The organism is Variovorax sp. GW822-FHT04A09 (assembly GCF_058801005.1).
On the sequence record NZ_JBXAMV010000007.1, the window covers coordinates 299,994 to 315,800 of the forward strand.

The 15,807-nt window shown below is 67.5% G+C and carries 13 protein-coding genes; 5 read left to right on the forward strand and 8 right to left on the reverse strand.

Going from position 1 to position 15,807, the window contains the following annotated elements; translation table 11 throughout:
* The first annotated feature begins 35 nt into the window (after positions 1 to 35).
* The 5 genes from accB to AC1RLW_RS28750 all read left to right on the forward strand — a co-directional run bounded on the left by accB (position 36) and on the right by AC1RLW_RS28750 (position 5,192).
* The gene (gene accB / locus AC1RLW_RS28730; protein ID WP_070060113.1) at positions 36 to 497 is read left to right on the forward strand and encodes an acetyl-CoA carboxylase biotin carboxyl carrier protein; all 462 of its coding nucleotides are present in this window, start codon (positions 36 to 38) and stop codon (positions 495 to 497) included.
* Between the two features lie 2 nt (positions 498 to 499).
* Positions 500 to 1,849, forward strand: a complete 1,350-nt coding sequence (accC, locus tag AC1RLW_RS28735; RefSeq protein ID WP_062480332.1) for an acetyl-CoA carboxylase biotin carboxylase subunit — start codon at positions 500 to 502, stop codon at positions 1,847 to 1,849.
* A gap of 20 nt (positions 1,850 to 1,869) precedes the next feature.
* On the forward strand, positions 1,870 to 2,760 hold the full coding sequence (prmA, locus tag AC1RLW_RS28740) for a 50S ribosomal protein L11 methyltransferase (protein ID WP_062480334.1): 891 nt from the start codon (positions 1,870 to 1,872) through the stop codon (positions 2,758 to 2,760).
* Between the two features lie 82 nt (positions 2,761 to 2,842).
* A complete protein-coding gene (locus AC1RLW_RS28745) occupies positions 2,843 to 4,231 on the forward strand; it encodes a zinc-ribbon and DUF3426 domain-containing protein (RefSeq protein WP_493195949.1) in 1,389 nt (462 codons plus the stop codon).
* A 58-nt stretch (positions 4,232 to 4,289) separates the two neighbouring features.
* Positions 4,290 to 5,192: a carbohydrate kinase family protein gene (locus AC1RLW_RS28750; RefSeq protein WP_493195950.1), complete on the forward strand. Its 903-nt coding sequence runs from the start codon at positions 4,290 to 4,292 to the stop codon at positions 5,190 to 5,192.
* Positions 5,193 to 5,309: 117 nt separating this feature from the next.
* Here the strand turns inward: AC1RLW_RS28750 and AC1RLW_RS28755 are convergent, their stop codons facing one another.
* The 8 genes from AC1RLW_RS28755 to AC1RLW_RS28790 all read right to left on the reverse strand — a co-directional run bounded on the left by AC1RLW_RS28755 (position 5,310) and on the right by AC1RLW_RS28790 (position 15,655).
* Positions 5,310 to 5,870, reverse strand: a complete 561-nt coding sequence (locus tag AC1RLW_RS28755) for a histone H1-like DNA-binding protein (protein ID WP_056575601.1) — start codon at positions 5,868 to 5,870, stop codon at positions 5,310 to 5,312.
* A 199-nt stretch (positions 5,871 to 6,069) separates the two neighbouring features.
* Entirely contained in the window at positions 6,070 to 7,260 is a 1,191-nt protein-coding gene (locus AC1RLW_RS28760; protein ID WP_493195951.1) for a ribonucleotide-diphosphate reductase subunit beta, read from the reverse strand.
* A gap of 212 nt (positions 7,261 to 7,472) precedes the next feature.
* Positions 7,473 to 10,385: a ribonucleoside-diphosphate reductase subunit alpha gene (locus AC1RLW_RS28765; protein ID WP_062480342.1), complete on the reverse strand. Its 2,913-nt coding sequence runs from the start codon at positions 10,383 to 10,385 to the stop codon at positions 7,473 to 7,475.
* A gap of 349 nt (positions 10,386 to 10,734) precedes the next feature.
* Positions 10,735 to 11,352 (reverse strand): 1,6-anhydro-N-acetylmuramyl-L-alanine amidase AmpD, encoded by a 618-nt coding sequence (ampD, locus tag AC1RLW_RS28770; protein ID WP_493195952.1) that lies wholly within the window; start codon positions 11,350 to 11,352, stop codon positions 10,735 to 10,737.
* On the reverse strand, positions 11,339 to 12,889 hold the full coding sequence (locus tag AC1RLW_RS28775) for a sigma-54-dependent transcriptional regulator (protein WP_492698036.1): 1,551 nt from the start codon (positions 12,887 to 12,889) through the stop codon (positions 11,339 to 11,341). The genes ampD and AC1RLW_RS28775 overlap by 14 nt, the downstream gene beginning before the upstream one ends.
* A 5-nt stretch (positions 12,890 to 12,894) precedes the next feature.
* Entirely contained in the window at positions 12,895 to 14,592 is a 1,698-nt protein-coding gene (locus tag AC1RLW_RS28780) for a two-component system sensor histidine kinase NtrB (RefSeq protein WP_493195953.1), read from the reverse strand.
* Positions 14,589 to 14,846, reverse strand: a complete 258-nt coding sequence (locus tag AC1RLW_RS28785; RefSeq protein WP_307695581.1) for a PP0621 family protein — start codon at positions 14,844 to 14,846, stop codon at positions 14,589 to 14,591. Before AC1RLW_RS28785 ends, AC1RLW_RS28780 begins: the two co-directional genes overlap by 4 nt.
* Positions 14,843 to 15,655, reverse strand: coding sequence for a cytochrome C assembly family protein (locus AC1RLW_RS28790; protein ID WP_056575582.1), 813 nt, complete (start codon positions 15,653 to 15,655; stop codon positions 14,843 to 14,845). The genes AC1RLW_RS28785 and AC1RLW_RS28790 overlap by 4 nt, the downstream gene beginning before the upstream one ends.
* Positions 15,656 to 15,807: the final 152 nt, after the last annotated feature.

Consider the following 15,807-nt stretch of genomic DNA (forward strand, 5'->3'; position numbering starts at 1 on the left):
TTCCTAAAGACCGGCAAAGCTGGCACTGGAGTCCCATGGATCTGCGCAAACTCAAGACACTGATCGATCTGGTGTCCGAATCGAATATTTCCGAACTGGAAATCACCGAGACCGAAGGCAAGGTCCGCATCGTCAAGGGTGGCGGTGCCGCCCCCGTCCAGTACGTGCAGACCCTGGCCGCCGCGCCCGCCGTGGCAGCGCCCGCCGTGGCCGGTGCTGCCGCTCCGGCTGCCGCGGCCCCCGCCGTCGAAGCCGCACCGAGCGGCCATGCCGTGAAGTCGCCGATGGTCGGCACCTTCTACCGTTCGTCCAGCCCGGGCGCGGCGGCTTTCGTCGAAGTCGGCAGCAAGGTGAACGAGGGTGACACGCTCTGCATCATCGAGGCGATGAAGATCCTCAACGAAATCGAGGCCGACAAGGCCGGCACGGTCACGCAGATCCTCGGCGAAAACGGCCAGGCGGTCGAATACGGCCAGCCGCTGTTCATCATCGAGTAAGCATGTTCAAGAAGATTCTGGTTGCAAACCGGGGGGAGATCGCCCTTCGGATCCAGCGCGCTTGCAGCGAAATGGGCATCAAGGCCGTGATGGTCTATTCCGAAGCCGATCGCGAAGCCAAGTACGTCAAGCTGGCGCAGGAAGCCGTGTGCATCGGCCCGGCCCCTTCGGGCCTGAGCTACCTCAACATGCCGGCCATCATCTCGGCCGCCGAGGTGACGGACGCCGAAGCCATCCACCCCGGCTATGGTTTCCTGAGCGAGAACGCCAATTTCGCCGAACGCGTGGAGCAAAGCGGCTTCCAGTTCATCGGCCCGACGCCCGACAACATCCGCACGATGGGTGACAAGGTCTCGGCCAAGCAGGCCATGATCAAGGCTGGCGTGCCCTGCGTGCCCGGCTCGGAAGGCGAACTGTCGGACGATGCCGCCACCAACAAGCGCATCGCCCGCGCGATCGGCTACCCGGTGATCATCAAGGCGGCAGGCGGCGGCGGTGGCCGCGGCATGCGCGTGGTGCACACCGAGGCGGCGCTGGTCAACGCGATCCAGATGACGAAGGCGGAAGCCGCTGCGGCCTTCAACAATCCGGCCGTGTACATGGAGAAGTTTCTCCAGAACCCGCGCCACATCGAAATCCAGATCCTCGCGGACAAGCACAAGAACGCGGTCTACCTGGGCGAGCGCGACTGCTCCATGCAGCGCCGCCACCAGAAGGTGATCGAGGAATCGCCGGCTCCCGGCATTCCGCGCAAGCTGATCGAGAAGATCGGCGAGCGCTGCGCCACTGCCTGCAAGAAGATCGGCTACCGCGGCGCCGGCACCTTCGAGTTCCTGTACGAGAACGGCGAGTTCTACTTCATCGAGATGAACACGCGCGTGCAGGTGGAGCATCCGGTCACGGAGTTCACCACCGGCATCGACATCGTGAAGACGCAGATCATGGTCGCCGCCGGCGAGAAGCTGCCGTTCACGCAGCGCCAGATCGAGATGCGCGGCCACGCCATCGAGGTGCGCATCAACGCCGAAGACCCGTGGAAGTTCACGCCGTCGCCAGGCCGCATCACCATGTGGCACCCGCCGGGCGGCCCGGGCGTTCGCGTCGACTCGCACGTGTACACCAACTACTTCGTGCCCCCGAACTACGACTCGATGATCGGCAAGATCATCGTGTACGGCGATACCCGCGAACAGGCCATGGCGCGCATGCGCACGGCCCTGAACGAGACGGTGATCGAAGGCATCCAGACCAACATGCCGCTGCACCGCGAGCTGATGGTCGACGCCAAGTTCATGAGCGGCGGCACGAACATTCATTACCTCGAAGAGTGGCTCGCAGCGCACAAGCGCTGAGTCCACGCGCAACGCCCTGTATGTTTGAACTCCGCCTCATGGCGCCGGAAGACCGGGTCGAAATGCTCGGCGATGCGCTCGACGCACTCGATGCGCTGAGCGTGTCGGTCGAAGACGCCGATGCGCAGACCGATGCCGAGCAGGCCCTGTTCGGCGAGCCCGGCATGCCGCCGCCCAAGGAGGGCTGGCAGCGTTCGCGCGTGATCGCGCTGTTCCCCGACGAAGCGGCCGCCCACGAGGCGGCCTCGGTGCTCGCGCTGCAGGACTTCTTCGAAGGCTGCGCGGTGCTCGGCGTGGCGCCGGTGCCTGATCAGGACTGGGTGCGGCTCACGCAATCGCAGTTCGCGCCGGTCGAGATCACGCCCGAGTTCTGGATCGTGCCCACCTGGCACGAGCCGCCCGCGCAGGCCAAGCAGGTGATCCGGCTCGACCCGGGCCTGGCTTTCGGCACGGGCACGCACCCGACCACGCGCATGTGCCTGCGCTGGATCGCGACGCAAGGCGAGGGCGCTTTTGCCGACCAGCGCGTGCTCGACTACGGCTGCGGCTCCGGCATCCTGGCCATCGGCGCGGCCAAGTTCGGTGCGCGCAACATCGACGCCGTCGACATCGACGAAGCCGCAGTCTCCTCGACCCGGCTCAACGCCGAGGCCAACGGCGTGCAGCTGAACGCGGGCCTGCCCGAAGCAGCGAAGGGCGAGTACCAGACGGTGCTTGCCAACATCCTCGCGACGCCGCTCAAGGTGCTGGCGCCGCTGCTGCGCAGCCATGTGGCTGCCGGCGGCTCGCTGGTGCTGGCCGGCATCCTCGAGCGCCAGGCCGACGAGCTCAAGGCGGCCTATGCGCCGTACGCCGCGCTCGAAGTCAGCGACACCGAGGACGGCTGGATCCTCATGACCGCACGCTGCTGAAGCGCGCGGCGGGGCGCTCGCACCGCGGGCGCCCCGGGCACCTGCCTGCACGGCGAGGGCCCAACCCTACAATCGCCCGGTCATGAGCCTCGTCACGCGTTGCCCCGCCTGCACCACCACCTTCAAGGTGGTGCGCGACCAGCTTCGCATCTCGGACGGCTGGGTGCGCTGCGGCCGCTGCAGCCATGTGTTCGATGCCACGCTCGACCTGCAGGAGGCGCCCGACGGTGCGGTTTCCGCGCCTGCCGCGCCGGCACCCGCGCCCACACCGGCACCTTCGCCGATGTCTTCGATGGCCGCACTGGTGGCGTCTTTCGAGGATGCGCGCATCGACCTGGCGGCCGCACGGCCGGCGGTCGAGGAGGCGGACTTTCTCGATGACGAATCCGAGCCGCAGGCGCCATCGTCTGCTTCGCAAGAAGAGGCCGGACTGTCGACCGCCGCCACCAACGTCGCGCCGGCTGCGTCCCCGCTGCCCTTCGAACTGACGCTGCCCGCGCACGGCCTCGCCGCGGACGAGCCCTGGTCCGACCTCGATGCCACCGAACCCGCATGGCGTCCGCCCGCGAGTTCGCTGCCGCCGTTTCCGAACATCGACCTGAACCTCGGCGCACCGCCGCCCGCATCGCCGCCGCCTGCGCCGCCCTTGCCCGACCTGCCGCGCAGCTCAGCGCTGCGCGGGCTGGTTGCAGCGACCGGTGAGAACGACGACGGCGCGGCTGCGGAGCGCGAGCAGGAAGAGAAGGACCACGACCAGCTCCTGATCCAGAAGGCGCTGCGCCGTGCGCGCGCCAAGTCGGCCAAGATCGCGAACGCCAAGGCCCGCGACGCGCAACACGAAGAGGCCGCCGCGCCGCTGCCGGGCCCCGGCATCCGTGCTGAAGGTGAGCCCGACTTCTCGCTCTCTGCGACCTTCGAGGCGCCTGAAGACCATCCCTTTGCCGAAGAAGACGAGCCGGCCGAAAAGGCCGCCGGCTTCTGGCAGCGCAAGGGCGTGCGCCGTCTGCTGGTGGTGCTGGCCGTGCTTGCGGCGTTGGTCCTTATCGTGCAGGTCGTTCGCCATGAGCGCGACGGCATCGTGGCGCGCCAGCCGAACTTGCGGCCCGCGCTGTCGGCGCTGTGCCAGTACACCGGCTGCGAGCTCGCGGCGCTGCGCCAGATCGGCGACATCGTGATCGAAGGCGCGGCCTTCGCGCGCGAGAAGAGCGGCGGCAACGACTACCGTCTGAGCTTCACCTTGCGCAACGCGGCGACCGTGCCGCTCGCCATGCCGGCCATCGAGCTGTCGCTGCTCGACACGCAGGAACAAGCCGTCGTGCGGCGCGTGCTGACGCCCACCGACTACGGCGCGCCGGGCGTGCTGGCGGCGCGTGCCGACCGCGCGGCCTCGCTGCCGCTGACCCTGTCGGCCAGCGAGGCGGCGGCACTGCCACCGATCGCGGGCTACCGCGTCGAAGCTTTCTATCCCTGAGCGGAGCGCCGACACGCGCGCCGCTCGTTCCCTTTCTCATCCAACCTACGGTCCACCCATGGCAGCAGTGATTTGCGGTTCCCTCGCGTTCGACACCATCATGACTTTCGAAGGCCGGTTCGCCGACCAGATCCTGCCGGACCAGCTGCACATCCTGAATGTGTCGTTCCTGGTGCCGGGCCTGCGCCGTGACTTCGGCGGCTGCGCCGGCAACATCGCCTACAGCCTCAACGCCCTGGGCGGCACGGCGCTGCCGATGGCCACGCTGGGCAGCGACGGTGCCGACTACGCCGAGCGCATGCGCACGCTGGGCATCAGCACGGAGTTCGTGCGTCAGCTCGACGACACCTTCACCGCGCAGGCGATGATCATGAACGACACGGACAACAACCAGATCACGGCGTTCCATCCCGGCGCGATGCAGCAGGCGCACATCACGAAGGTGATGGCGCGCGAGGACATCAAGCTCGGCATCATCGCGCCCGACGGCCGCGAGGCGATGCTGCAGCACGCCGAGCAGTTCGCCGCCGCCGGCATTCCCTTCGTGTTCGATCCGGGCCAGGGCCTGCCGATGTTCGACGGCGACGCGTTGCGCCACTTCATCGAGCTCGCGAGCTGGGTCGTCGTCAACGACTACGAAGGCAAGATGCTGTCGCAGCGCACCGGCTGGAGCCTGGCCGAGATCTCGCAACGCGTGCGCGGCCTCGTGGTCACGCTGGCGGCCGAGGGCTGCGAGGTGTGGACCGGCGGCGAGCGCGAGCACGTGCCCGGCGTGACGCCCACGGCCGTGGTCGAGCCCACGGGTTGCGGCGATGCATGGCGCGGCGGCCTGCTGTACGGCCTGGAAAAGGAATGGCCGCTGGCGCGCTGCGCAGCGCTCGGCAACCGCATCGGCGCGCTCAAGATCGCGCAGCGTGGACCGCAGAACTACCAGATCGACCGCGCGACGCTCGACCTGTGATTCGCTGACGACCTGCCCGCATCGCTTCGGCGATTCGGCGACAGCGGGCGCCCATGAAAAAAGCCCGGCACCTTGCGGTGCCGGGCTTCGTGCCTTTCAAGGCCGCTGAGAATTCACTCAGGGCTTGCTGGCCGTCGGAAACGGCCAGGCTGCCTGGGGATTCAGCGTCGTTTGCGCCGCAGGGGCAGGCGCTACGGCAGCCTTCGCAGGCGCGGCGGCCTTCTTGGCAGCAGGCTTCTTGGCAGCAGCGGCAGGCTTGGCAGCGGGCTTTTTCGCGGCTTTCTTGGCCGCGGCCTTCTTGGCAGGGGCCTTCTTGGCGGCAGCCTTCTTCGCAGGGGCCTTCTTGGCAGCAGCCTTCTTGGCAGGCGCCTTCTTCGCTACGGCCTTCTTGGCAGGCGCCTTCTTGGCGGCGGCCTTCTTTGCCGGAGCCTTCTTGGCAGCGGCCTTCTTCGCCGGTGCAGCCTTCTTCGCTACGACCTTCTTGGCTGCAACCTTCTTGGCAGCGACCTTCTTTGCCGGAGCCTTCTTCGCTACGACCTTCTTGGCGACAGCCTTCTTAGCCGGAGCCTTCTTGGCAGCGACCTTCTTTGCCGGAGCCTTCTTCGCGGCGACAGCCTTCTTAGCCGGAGCCTTCTTTGCAGCGGCCTTCTTGGCCGGCGCTTTCTTTGCAGTTGCCATTTCTATTTCTCCTTGATCAAGTTGAAAAAATCAACCTATTGAAGCACTCCACGCGCGTTGGGAGCGTGAAGCGATTCATGGCGTTGGAATCTGAGCCCCAGCACCATGAACACCTGAGCCCTCGTCCATGCCGCGCTCTTTGGCGCAGTCGGTGGCAAGGGCAATTCTTGAATTCATGAATTGTTGTGTATCGAAAAATTCAATCCCAGGAGAGCGCACCACCCGACTGGTACTCGATCACGCGGGTTTCGAAAAAGTTGCGCTCTTTCTTCAGGTCAATCATTTCGCTCATCCAGGGGAACGGGTTTTCCTCGTTCGGGAAGAGCGTTTCGAGGCCGATCTGCTGCGCGCGCCGGTTGGCGATGTAGCGCAGGTAGCCCTTGAACATGGAGGCGTTCATGCCGAGCACGCCACGCGGCATGGTGTCTTCGGCGTATTTGTATTCGAGCTCGACGGCCTTCATGAAGAGGTCCTTGATCTCGGCCTTGAACTCTGCGGTCCACAGGCCAGGATTCTCAAGCTTGAGCTGGTTGATCAGGTCGATGCCGAAATTGCAGTGCATCGACTCGTCGCGCAGGATGTACTGGTACTGCTCGGCAGCACCGGTCATCTTGTTCTGGCGGCCCAGCGCAAGGATCTGCGTGAAGCCGACGTAGAAGAAGAGGCCTTCCATCAGGCAGGCGAACACGATGAGCGACTTGAGCAGCGTCTGGTCGGTCTCGTGCGTGCCGGTCTTGAAGTTCGGGTCGCTGATGGCGTCGATGAACGGGATCAGGAACTGGTCCTTCTCGCGGATCGACGGCACTTCGTTGTAGGCGTTGAAGATCTCGCTCTCATCCAGGCCGAGCGACTCGACGATGTACTGGTACGCGTGCGTGTGGATCGCTTCCTCGAAGGCCTGGCGCAGCAGGAACTGGCGGCACTCGGGGGCCGTGATGTGGCGGTAGGTGCCCAGCACGATGTTGTTGGCGGCCAGCGAGTCGGCGGTCACGAAGAAGCCGAGGTTGCGCTTGACGATGCGGCGCTCGTCTTCGGTCAGGCCGTTCGGGTCTTTCCACAACGCGATGTCGCGCGTCATGTTCACCTCTTGCGGCATCCAGTGGTTGGCGCAGGTGGCGAGGTACTTTTCCCAGGCCCACTTGTACTTGAACGGCACCAGCTGGTTGACGTCGGTCTGGCCGTTGATGATCCGCTTGTCGGAAGCCTTGACGCGCTGGCCTGCAGCGGCGGCCACCGGGGCGGTGGCAGTGGCGGGTTGTGCAAGCGACGAAGTCGGAGCGGCGACCGCGCGACCTGCGGAAGAACCGCTGGTCGATGCGTGGTGCTGCTGCAATCCTTGTTGCATATCCTTTGGTAAGGAGGGCTTGACTTCTTCGTCCCAGGTCAACATAGAAAAATCCAATGCGCAATTATCGGAGCAACGATGTGAGTTGCAAAGTGCTCGTTCACATCGTGCGCCATTTATGGGGTTGTTATGTTGCTCGCATGCATCGCGCGACGTCAGTCAATGCCTTGATTGATTGAACGTCGCGCGCTTTTCACTTGTGCGAGCACCTCGCTGATCGATCGAAGCGTCTTGTGTGTTGACGCTTCACTTGCACATCACTGGCAGGCTTCGCAGGTCGGATCGTCGACACCGCAGAACGCGATGTCGGTGGCGGGCATCGCGCTCATCTGTGCCTTCGCTGCAGCAGCGGCGGCTTCGAGTGCGCTCATACCCGAGGGTGCGTCGTTGCCCGACGACACCGCGTTGAGACGGCCCGATTGCACCGTCGACTTTTCAGCGTGCGTCGCGCTCTGCGTGCGCAGGTAGTAGGTGGTCTTCAGGCCGCGCAGCCAGGCGAGCTTGTAGGTGTCGTCGAGCTTCTTGCCCGAGGCGCCGGCCATGTAGATGTTCAGCGACTGCGCCTGGTCGATCCACTTCTGGCGACGCGCGGCGGCTTCCACCAGCCACGTCGTCTCGACTTCGAACGCGGTGGCGTACAGCGCCTTCACGTCCTGCGGCACGCGGTCGATGGGACGCAGCGAACCGTCGAAGTGCTTCAGGTCCATGACCATCACGTCGTCCCACAGGCCCAGGCGCTTCAGGTCGCGCACCAGGTAGTGGTTGATCACGGTGAACTCGCCCGACAGGTTCGACTTGACCGACAGGTTGCCGAAGCAGGGTTCGATCGAGGCGTCCACGCCGATGATGTTCGAGATGGTCGCCGTGGGGGCGATGGCCACGCAGTTCGAATTGCGCATGCCGTCGGCCTTGATCTTGGCGCGCAGCGAATCCCAGTCGAGGGTGGCCGAGCGGTCCACTTCGACGTAGCCGCCGCGGGCCTTCTCGAGCAGGTCGAGCGAGTCGATCGGCAGGATGCCCTTGTCCCACAGCGAGCCCTTGTAGCTGGAGTACTTGCCGCGTTCCTTGGCCAGCTCGGTCGAGGCCCAATAGGCGTGGTAGCAGATGGCTTCCATCGACTCGTCGGCGAACTGCACGGCTTCTTGCGAGGCGTAGGGAATGCGCAGTTCGTACAGCGCGTCCTGGAAGCCCATCAGGCCCAGGCCGACCGGACGGTGGCGCAGGTTCGAGTCGCGCGCCTTCTTCACGGCGTAGTAGTTGATGTCGATCACGTTGTCGAGCATGCGCATCGCGGTCGAGATGGTGCGCTTGAGCTTTTCCTGGTCGACCTTGCCGTCCTTCAGGTGCTGCAGCAGGTTCACGGAACCCAGGTTGCACACGGCGGTTTCGGTGTCGCTGGTGTTCAGCGTGATCTCGGTGCACAGGTTCGACGAGTGCACCACGCCGGCGTGCTGCTGCGGCGAGCGCACGTTGCAGGCGTCCTTGAACGTGATCCAGGGGTGGCCGGTCTCGAACAGCATCGTGAGCATCTTGCGCCACAGGTCCGAGGCCTGGAGGGTGCGCGCGGGCTTGATCTCGCCGCGGGCGGCCTTCTCTTCGTAGGCGACGTAGGCCTTCTCGAAGTCGGCGCCGAACAGGTCGTGCAGGTCAGGCACGTTGGAGGGCGAGAACAGCGTCCAGGTGCCCTTTTCCATCACGCGGCGCATGAACAGGTCGGGGATCCAGTTGGCGGTGTTCATGTCGTGCGTGCGGCGGCGGTCGTCGCCGGTGTTCTTGCGCAGCTCCAGGAACTCCTCGATGTCGAGGTGCCAGGTTTCCAGGTACGTGCAGACGGCGCCCTTGCGCTTGCCGCCCTGGTTCACGGCCACGGCCGTGTCGTTCACCACCTTCAGGAACGGCACCACGCCTTGCGATTCGCCGTTGGTGCCCTTGATGTGGCTGCCCAGTGCGCGCACGCGGGTCCAGTCGTTGCCCAGGCCGCCGGCGAACTTCGACAGCAGCGCGTTTTCCTTGATCGACTCGTAGATGCCGTCCAGGTCGTCGGGCACGGTGGTCAGGTAGCAGCTGGACAGCTGCGAGCGCAGCGTGCCGGCGTTGAACAGGGTGGGCGTGCTCGACATGAAGTCGAACGACGACAGCACTTCGTAGAACTCGATGGCGCGGGCTTCGCGGTCGATTTCGTTCAGCGACAGGCCCATGGCCACGCGCATGAAGAACGCCTGCGGCAGCTCGATGCGGGTCTTGCGCACGTGCAGGAAGTAGCGGTCGTACAGCGTCTGCAGGCCCAGGTAGTCGAACTGGTTGTCGCGCTCGGCCTTCAGGGCGGCGCCCAGGCGGGGCAGGTCGTACTGCAGCAGCTTCTCGTCGAGCAGCTCGTTCTCGACGCCCTTCTTGATGAACTGAGGGAAGTAGTCGGCGTAGGCGGTGGCGCGCTCGACCGGCATCACTTCGCGGCCGATGATTTCCTTGAAGATCGTGTGCAGCAGCAGGCGCGCGGTGGCGAAGGTGTAGTCGGGGTCCTTCTCGATCAGCGTGCGGGCGGCCAGGATGGAGGCCTTGTAGACCTCGTCCAGCGGCACGCCGTCGTACAGGTTGCGCATCGTCTCGGCAACGATGGGGGCGGCGGTGATGCTGTCGCCCAGGCCCTGGCAGGCCGATTCGATCAGGCCCTTGAGCTCGTTCAGGTCCAGCGCCACGCGCTCGCCGTTGTCGAGCACGTGCAGCGCCGGCGCGGCGGGCACGTCCTGCTCGCCCTGCTTCGAACGTTCCTGGGTGCGGCGTTCGCGGTACAGCACGTAGGCGCGCGCGATTTCATGGTGGCCGCCGCGCATCAGGCCGAGCTCGACCTGGTCCTGCACGTCTTCGATGTGGAAGGTGCCGCCGCCCGGACGCGAGCGCACCATGGCGCGGATCACGCCTTGCGTCAGCGTGTCGACGGTCTCGCGCACGCTGGCGGAAGCCGCGCCCTGGGTGCCGTGCACCGCCAGGAAGGCCTTCATCATCGCGATGGCGATCTTGTTCGGCTCGAAGGGAACGACGGCGCCGTTGCGGCGGATGATCTGGTAGTGCGCGAGGTTCTGACCGGTGGGCGAGCCCGCAGTGTCTTGTTGCTGCTGCGGCGTCGCGGGGACGGCGCGGGGGGTCGACGGGGTGTTCAGTGCAGTTTGCATTCGCTTCCTCTCGGTTGTGCAATTCTTGTTGGTTGGCAAGGCCTCGCGGGCCTTGCGTCGGCGTTGTTGCCGAACGGGAAGACACTATATCTAGGGTGTCTGTGCCCTACAAGCCACTACAGGTAGTGTTTTCCTATGGACGCAACCCTGACGGGAATTGCGCCGCACTCAGCGCATCGCCAGCGATGCCGCGTGAATACTGGCCCATGGTGGCGCAACCCGCATGGGGCGCGGCTTGCAAGGCGATTTGGGCCTGCAGCCCGCATGGTTGCTACGTCGCGTGCCTGCGCTTGCGAGATTGCTGCGCTGCGAGAGCGGCGCATCGCGGGCCACGGAGCGATTGAAAAAATTAGCGCGCGACCACCTGCTCGGGAAACATCTGTGGATTCCAGCCGAGCTGTTCGCGCAGCAGGCGCCAGTCGAAACCGGCGCCGGGGTCCTGCTTGCGGCCGGGCGCGATGTGCTCGTGGCCGGCGATGTGGGCGATGGCGTAGTGCTGCGCGAGCGCGGCGCACAGGCTGGCCAGCGTCTCGTACTGCGCCTCCTCGAAGCGTTCGCCCTCGAGGCCTTCGAGCTCGATGCCGACGGAGTCGTCGTTGCAGTTGGTGCGTCCGCGCCACGACGACACGCCGGCATGCCAGGCACGGTCCTCGCAGCTCACGAACTGCCAGAGCTCGCCGTTGCGTCGCACATAGAAATGCGAGGACACCTCGAGCCCGCGGATCGACTGGAAGTACGGGTGCGCGTCCCAGTCGAGCTGGTTGGTGAAGAGCTGCTGCACCGCGTCGCCGCCGTATTCGCCTGGCGGCAGGCTGATCGAGTGCAGCACGATCAGGTCGGTCTGCGCGCCGGCGGGGCGCGGGCCGAAGTTCGGCGAGGGCAGGGCCTTGGCGAAGCGGTACCAGCCAGCGCGCCAGAGTCCGTCGTCGCCGGCCGGTGTCGTGGCGAGGTCGTCAGTCGTCGGCATGTGCGGTGGCACCGTCGTCGCCGTTGGGCGTGGAGATGCCCAGGCGCGCGATGCGGTAGCGGATCTGGCGCAGGCTCATGCCCAGCCGCGCGGCGGCGGCCGTGCGGTTGAAGCCGCTCTCGTGCAGCGCGCGCACGAGGATCTCGCGCTCCTGCTGGTCGAGCCAGGCTTGCAGGTCGGAGGGCAGCGGCGGCGGCGCGGGCTTGGGCTCGGCCGCCGGCGCGGGGGCCGCAGCCACCGCAACGGCGGCTGGCGCTTCAGCGGATTCGCTGCGCGGCGCGGCCGGCATCGGCGTCATCGCGCCCATCAGGTCGATGTGCAGCTCGTCGCCGTCGTTCAGCGCCACGGCGCGGTGCAGCAGGTTCTCGAGCTCGCGCACGTTGCCGTCGAGCGGGTGCTGGGCCAGGCGCTGTAGCAGCGCGTCGGACAGGCGCGGCACGGGCAGGCCGCCGTCCTGCGCGATGCGCGCGAGCAGCGCGGTGCACAGCGCGGGCAGGTCTTCGCGGCGCTCGCGCAGCGCGGGCACGGCGATCTCGATCACGTTGAGCCGGTAGAACAGGTCCTGTCGGAAGCGGCCGGCCAGCACCTCGGCGTGCAGGTCTTTATGGGTGGCGCTCACGATGCGCACGTCGACCGCGTCTTCCTGCGTCGAGCCGATGGCGCGCACGCTGCGTTCCTGGATGGCGCGCAGCAGCTTCGACTGCATGGCCAGCGGCAGGTCGCCGATTTCGTCCAGGAACAGCGTGCCGTCGCGCGCCGCCTGGAAGTAGCCGTCGCGGTCTTGCGAGGAGCCCGTGTACGAGCCCTTCTTGGCGCCGAAGAACTCGGCCTCGAGCAGGTTCTCGGGGATCGCGCCGCAGTTCACCGCGACGAAGGGGCCTTCACTGCGTTGGCTGCAGCCGTGCACGGCGCGCGCGACCAGCTCCTTGCCGGTGCCCGACTCGCCGCGCACCAGCACCGGCGCCATGCCGCGCGCCACCTTGGCGATGCGCGACTTGACGAGGCGCATCGGGTCGGAGTCGCCGACCAGCCGGTCGAGCGCGGTGGCGCCGCTGCGCGTCACGGCCAGTGCGTCGGGGCGTTCGCCGCCCTGGCCGGCGGCCTGCGGCGGCGCCTTCTGCGGCACGACCACCGCGGCGCGGTTGGCCTGCACCGCCGACGCCACCACGGCGCGGAACTGCTTCAGATCGACCGGCTTCGTGAGGTAGTCGAAGGCGCCGGCCTTCAATGCCTCGACCGCGTTCTCGGCCGAGCCGTAGGCGGTCATGACCACGCAACGCTCGCTGCGCTGGTCTTTCTGGATGCGGTGGATGATCTCCATGCCTTCGCCGTCGGGCAGCCGCATGTCGGTGATCACGGCGTCGAAGCGGCCGGCCTCCAGGTGCTGCCAGGCTTCGGACACGCTGCCCGCCGCTTCCACCCGGTAGCCTTCGCGCAGCAGCGTGAGTTCGTAGAGCGTGCGCAGGTCGGGTTCGTCGTCGATGACGAGGATCTGCGCGGGGCGCGGGGCGGCGGCGGAAGGCGGGAGGGAGCTCACGGCCGCTATTGTGTCAGCCGGTTTTCGCTCGGTGCGAAGCTGACGAAGAATTCGTTGCCCTCAGGGCCGCCCGGCACCAGCGCGCGCCGTTCGTAGCCGATGGTGGCGCCGTGGCGCCGGCACAGCTCGCGGCACAGGAACAGGCCCAGGCCGCTGGAGCGGCTCTCGGACGAGAAGAAGGGTTCGAACAGGTGGCGCTGCACCGCCGGCTCCAGCGGCGCGCCGTCGCTCCACACCAGCAACGCGGCGCGCTGCACGCCGGCGCGCTGCAAGGTGGTGATGACCTGGATCGCGCCCTCGCGCTGGCTCGCGTAGCGGGCCGCGTTGTCCAGCAGGTTCACCAGCAGGCGGCGCAGGTGCTCGGCCTCGAAGCGGACCTCGCTGCCCGGCGCCTCGAGCGCCACGCGCACGCCCTTGCGCTGCGTCTGGCGCACCCATTCCTCGGCCAGGATCTGCGCGGCCGGGTCGAGCACCAGCTGCTCGCCCAGCGAGAGCACGCGCTGCTGGCGCGCGCGAGAAACGTCGAGCACGTCGTCCACGATGCGCGCCAGGCGCTGCGCGTTGTGCTGGACCATGTCGGTCAGCTTGCGGTGCGCCGGGTCGGTCAGGTCTTCGCTGAGCAGCGCGCTGGCCTGCGCGATGGCGGCCAGCGGGTTGCGGATTTCATGCGCCACCGCGGCCGACATGCGGCCCATGGCGGCGAGCTTTTCGGTGCGGATGCGGGCTTCGAGCTCGCGCAGGTCCTGCAGGAACATCACGCACAGGCTGTCGGCGCGGCGGTCGTCGGTGGGCGTGAGCCGGGTGCGCACGCGCACCTCGCGCGCCGCGCCGCGCGCCTGCGCCACCGGGATTTCTTCGGTCTGCGGCGCGCGCCGCGCGAAGGTCTGGCGCGCCAGCGCGGCCAGCGCATGCCAGGCCGGCTGGGTGTGCAGTGGGAACGGCATTGGCAACTGCGCCAGGCCCTGGCCGAGGATCGCGTCGGCCGCCGGGTTGGCGGTGTGCACCAGGCCCTCGGCGTCAATCACCAGCACGCCTTCGGTGAGCGTTTCGATCACCAGGTCGTTGACCTGTGCCTGCATCTGCGCATGGGTGCGGCTGCGTTGCGCCACCGCCTCTTCGCGTGCCAGCCGGCGCGCCAGCTCGTGCGCGAGCAGCGCCACCACGAACAGGCCGGTGCCGGTGAGGGCTGCCTGCACGAAGCGCGCCGAAGGATCGCCGGGTTGCTGCAGCCAGTGCCAGCCGGCGTCGGCCAGCAGCAGCAGCGTCACGGTCGCTGTGGTGCCCAGGCCCACGAGCAGCGTGCCGAGCACCGCACTCATCAGCACGGGCAGCGCGAACAGCGGTGTGTAGTTGACGCTGCCGCCCTGCAGCACCTGCAGGGCGCTGAAGATGCCCAGGTCGACCCCGATGGTCAGCAGCCAGAGCGTGGAGAAGCCGCGGATCGGCGGCTCGAAGTGCGCGTAGCGCATCTCCAGCCAGGCCAGCACGAGGTAGCCGCCCGACAGCACGATCGGCAGCGGTTGCACGGCCTGCCCGATGGCGAAGGCCACGCCCTGCAGCAGCACCAGCACCACCGCCACGAAGCAGCGCGCCGCCATGAAGCCGCGCCACAGCCGCAGCAGCGCGGTGCTGTCGCCGGCGCCCAGGTCGAGCACGTCCCAGTCGGTGGCCGGCTCGCCGCGCGACCGGCGCAATGAACTCATGCGGAGGTGCCGGCCTGGCGGTGCGCGGCGCTGCAGAACACCGCGCCGTCCGGCCCGGGGAGTGCGTCGGCCGCGGGCAGGTGCAGCCCGCAGTGGGCGCAGCGCACCATCGCCTGCGGTGGGCCGACGGCCGGCGTGCGCTGTTGCGCCTTCCTGGCGCGTTCCTGCTGCGCATCGCGCATCTCTTCGCGCCGGTTCTTGCGCCAGAGCCAGATCGCGACCCACACCACCGCGAGGACGAGCAGGTACTTCATGCGGGCAGGCGCGTCAGCACGACTTCGAGCACGAAGCGCGAGCCCACGTAGGCCAGCAGCAGCAGCGCCGCGCCCGCGTAGAGCACGCGCCGCGCGGTGCGTCCGCGCCAGCCGAAGCGCGCGCGGCCGGTCAGCAGGACGGCGAAGCTGAGCCAGGCGAGCACCGAGAAGATGGTCTTGTGGTCCCACTTCCAGGCGCGGCCGGCGGCGCCGTAGAGCTGTTCGCTGAACAGCAGGCCGGCCAGCAGCGTGGCCGACAGCAGCACGAAGCCCGCCGTGACGAAGCGGAAGGTGAGCCGTTCCAATGTGAGCAGCGGCACGCCGGCCTGTGCGTCGGCGCTGGCGAGGCGGATCTGCTTTTCGGCCCGCGTGATCAGCCAGGCGTGCACCACGGCGGCGCCGAACAGGCCGTACGAGGCGATGCCCAGTGCGAGGTGCAGCGGCAGCCAGGGCGAGGCGCTGACATGCAGCGGCGTGCCCGGGAACAGCAGCGCCAGCAGCACGGCCGCCGCGCCCAGCCAGGCCAGCGCGCGGCGTGCCTTCAGTTGCGGGTACAGGCGGCTTTCGACCGCGTAGACCGTGAGCACCAGCCACGCCGTGACCGACAGCGCCGGCGCAAAACCGAAGCGAGGGTCGCCGCCGATCAGCCCGTGGCCGAGCACCGCAGCGTGCAGCAGCCATGCGATGCCGAGCGCCCATTGGGTGGTCTGGCGGCTGAGCCGCGCACCGGCGGCAGCGGCAAAACCGTAGGCTGCCGCGGTGGCGATGCCCAGCGCCACGCCGAGTGGGGAGGGGATCGCTAAAATCATCGGTGGAGTGTATAGGCTCGCCCCCCGGCTTCGCGCACGTCGCGTCGCTTCGCCCACCCCCCGCCGGGGCACCCCCGCGAGAGAGCGGGCCCACATACCGCTTCCAGGTTTTCACGACTTTCCATCGGTCCGCTGCCGCGGACAACAAGGTA

Coding starts and splice junctions, on each gene's coding strand:
- accB (WP_070060113.1), top strand. CDS start 36: ATGGATCTGCGCAAACTCAAGACACTGATCGATCTGGTGTCCGAATCG.
- accC (WP_062480332.1), top strand. CDS start 500: ATGTTCAAGAAGATTCTGGTTGCAAACCGGGGGGAGATCGCCCTTCGG.
- prmA (WP_062480334.1), top strand. CDS start 1,870: ATGTTTGAACTCCGCCTCATGGCGCCGGAAGACCGGGTCGAAATGCTC.
- AC1RLW_RS28745 (WP_493195949.1), top strand. CDS start 2,843: ATGAGCCTCGTCACGCGTTGCCCCGCCTGCACCACCACCTTCAAGGTG.
- AC1RLW_RS28750 (WP_493195950.1), top strand. CDS start 4,290: ATGGCAGCAGTGATTTGCGGTTCCCTCGCGTTCGACACCATCATGACT.
- AC1RLW_RS28755 (WP_056575601.1), bottom strand. CDS start 5,870: ATGGCAACTGCAAAGAAAGCGCCGGCCAAGAAGGCCGCTGCAAAGAAG.
- AC1RLW_RS28760 (WP_493195951.1), bottom strand. CDS start 7,260: ATGTTGACCTGGGACGAAGAAGTCAAGCCCTCCTTACCAAAGGATATG.
- AC1RLW_RS28765 (WP_062480342.1), bottom strand. CDS start 10,385: ATGCAAACTGCACTGAACACCCCGTCGACCCCCCGCGCCGTCCCCGCG.
- ampD (WP_493195952.1), bottom strand. CDS start 11,352: ATGCCGACGACTGACGACCTCGCCACGACACCGGCCGGCGACGACGGA.
- AC1RLW_RS28780 (WP_493195953.1), bottom strand. CDS start 14,592: ATGAGTTCATTGCGCCGGTCGCGCGGCGAGCCGGCCACCGACTGGGAC.
- AC1RLW_RS28785 (WP_307695581.1), bottom strand. CDS start 14,846: ATGAAGTACCTGCTCGTCCTCGCGGTGGTGTGGGTCGCGATCTGGCTC.
- AC1RLW_RS28790 (WP_056575582.1), bottom strand. CDS start 15,655: ATGATTTTAGCGATCCCCTCCCCACTCGGCGTGGCGCTGGGCATCGCC.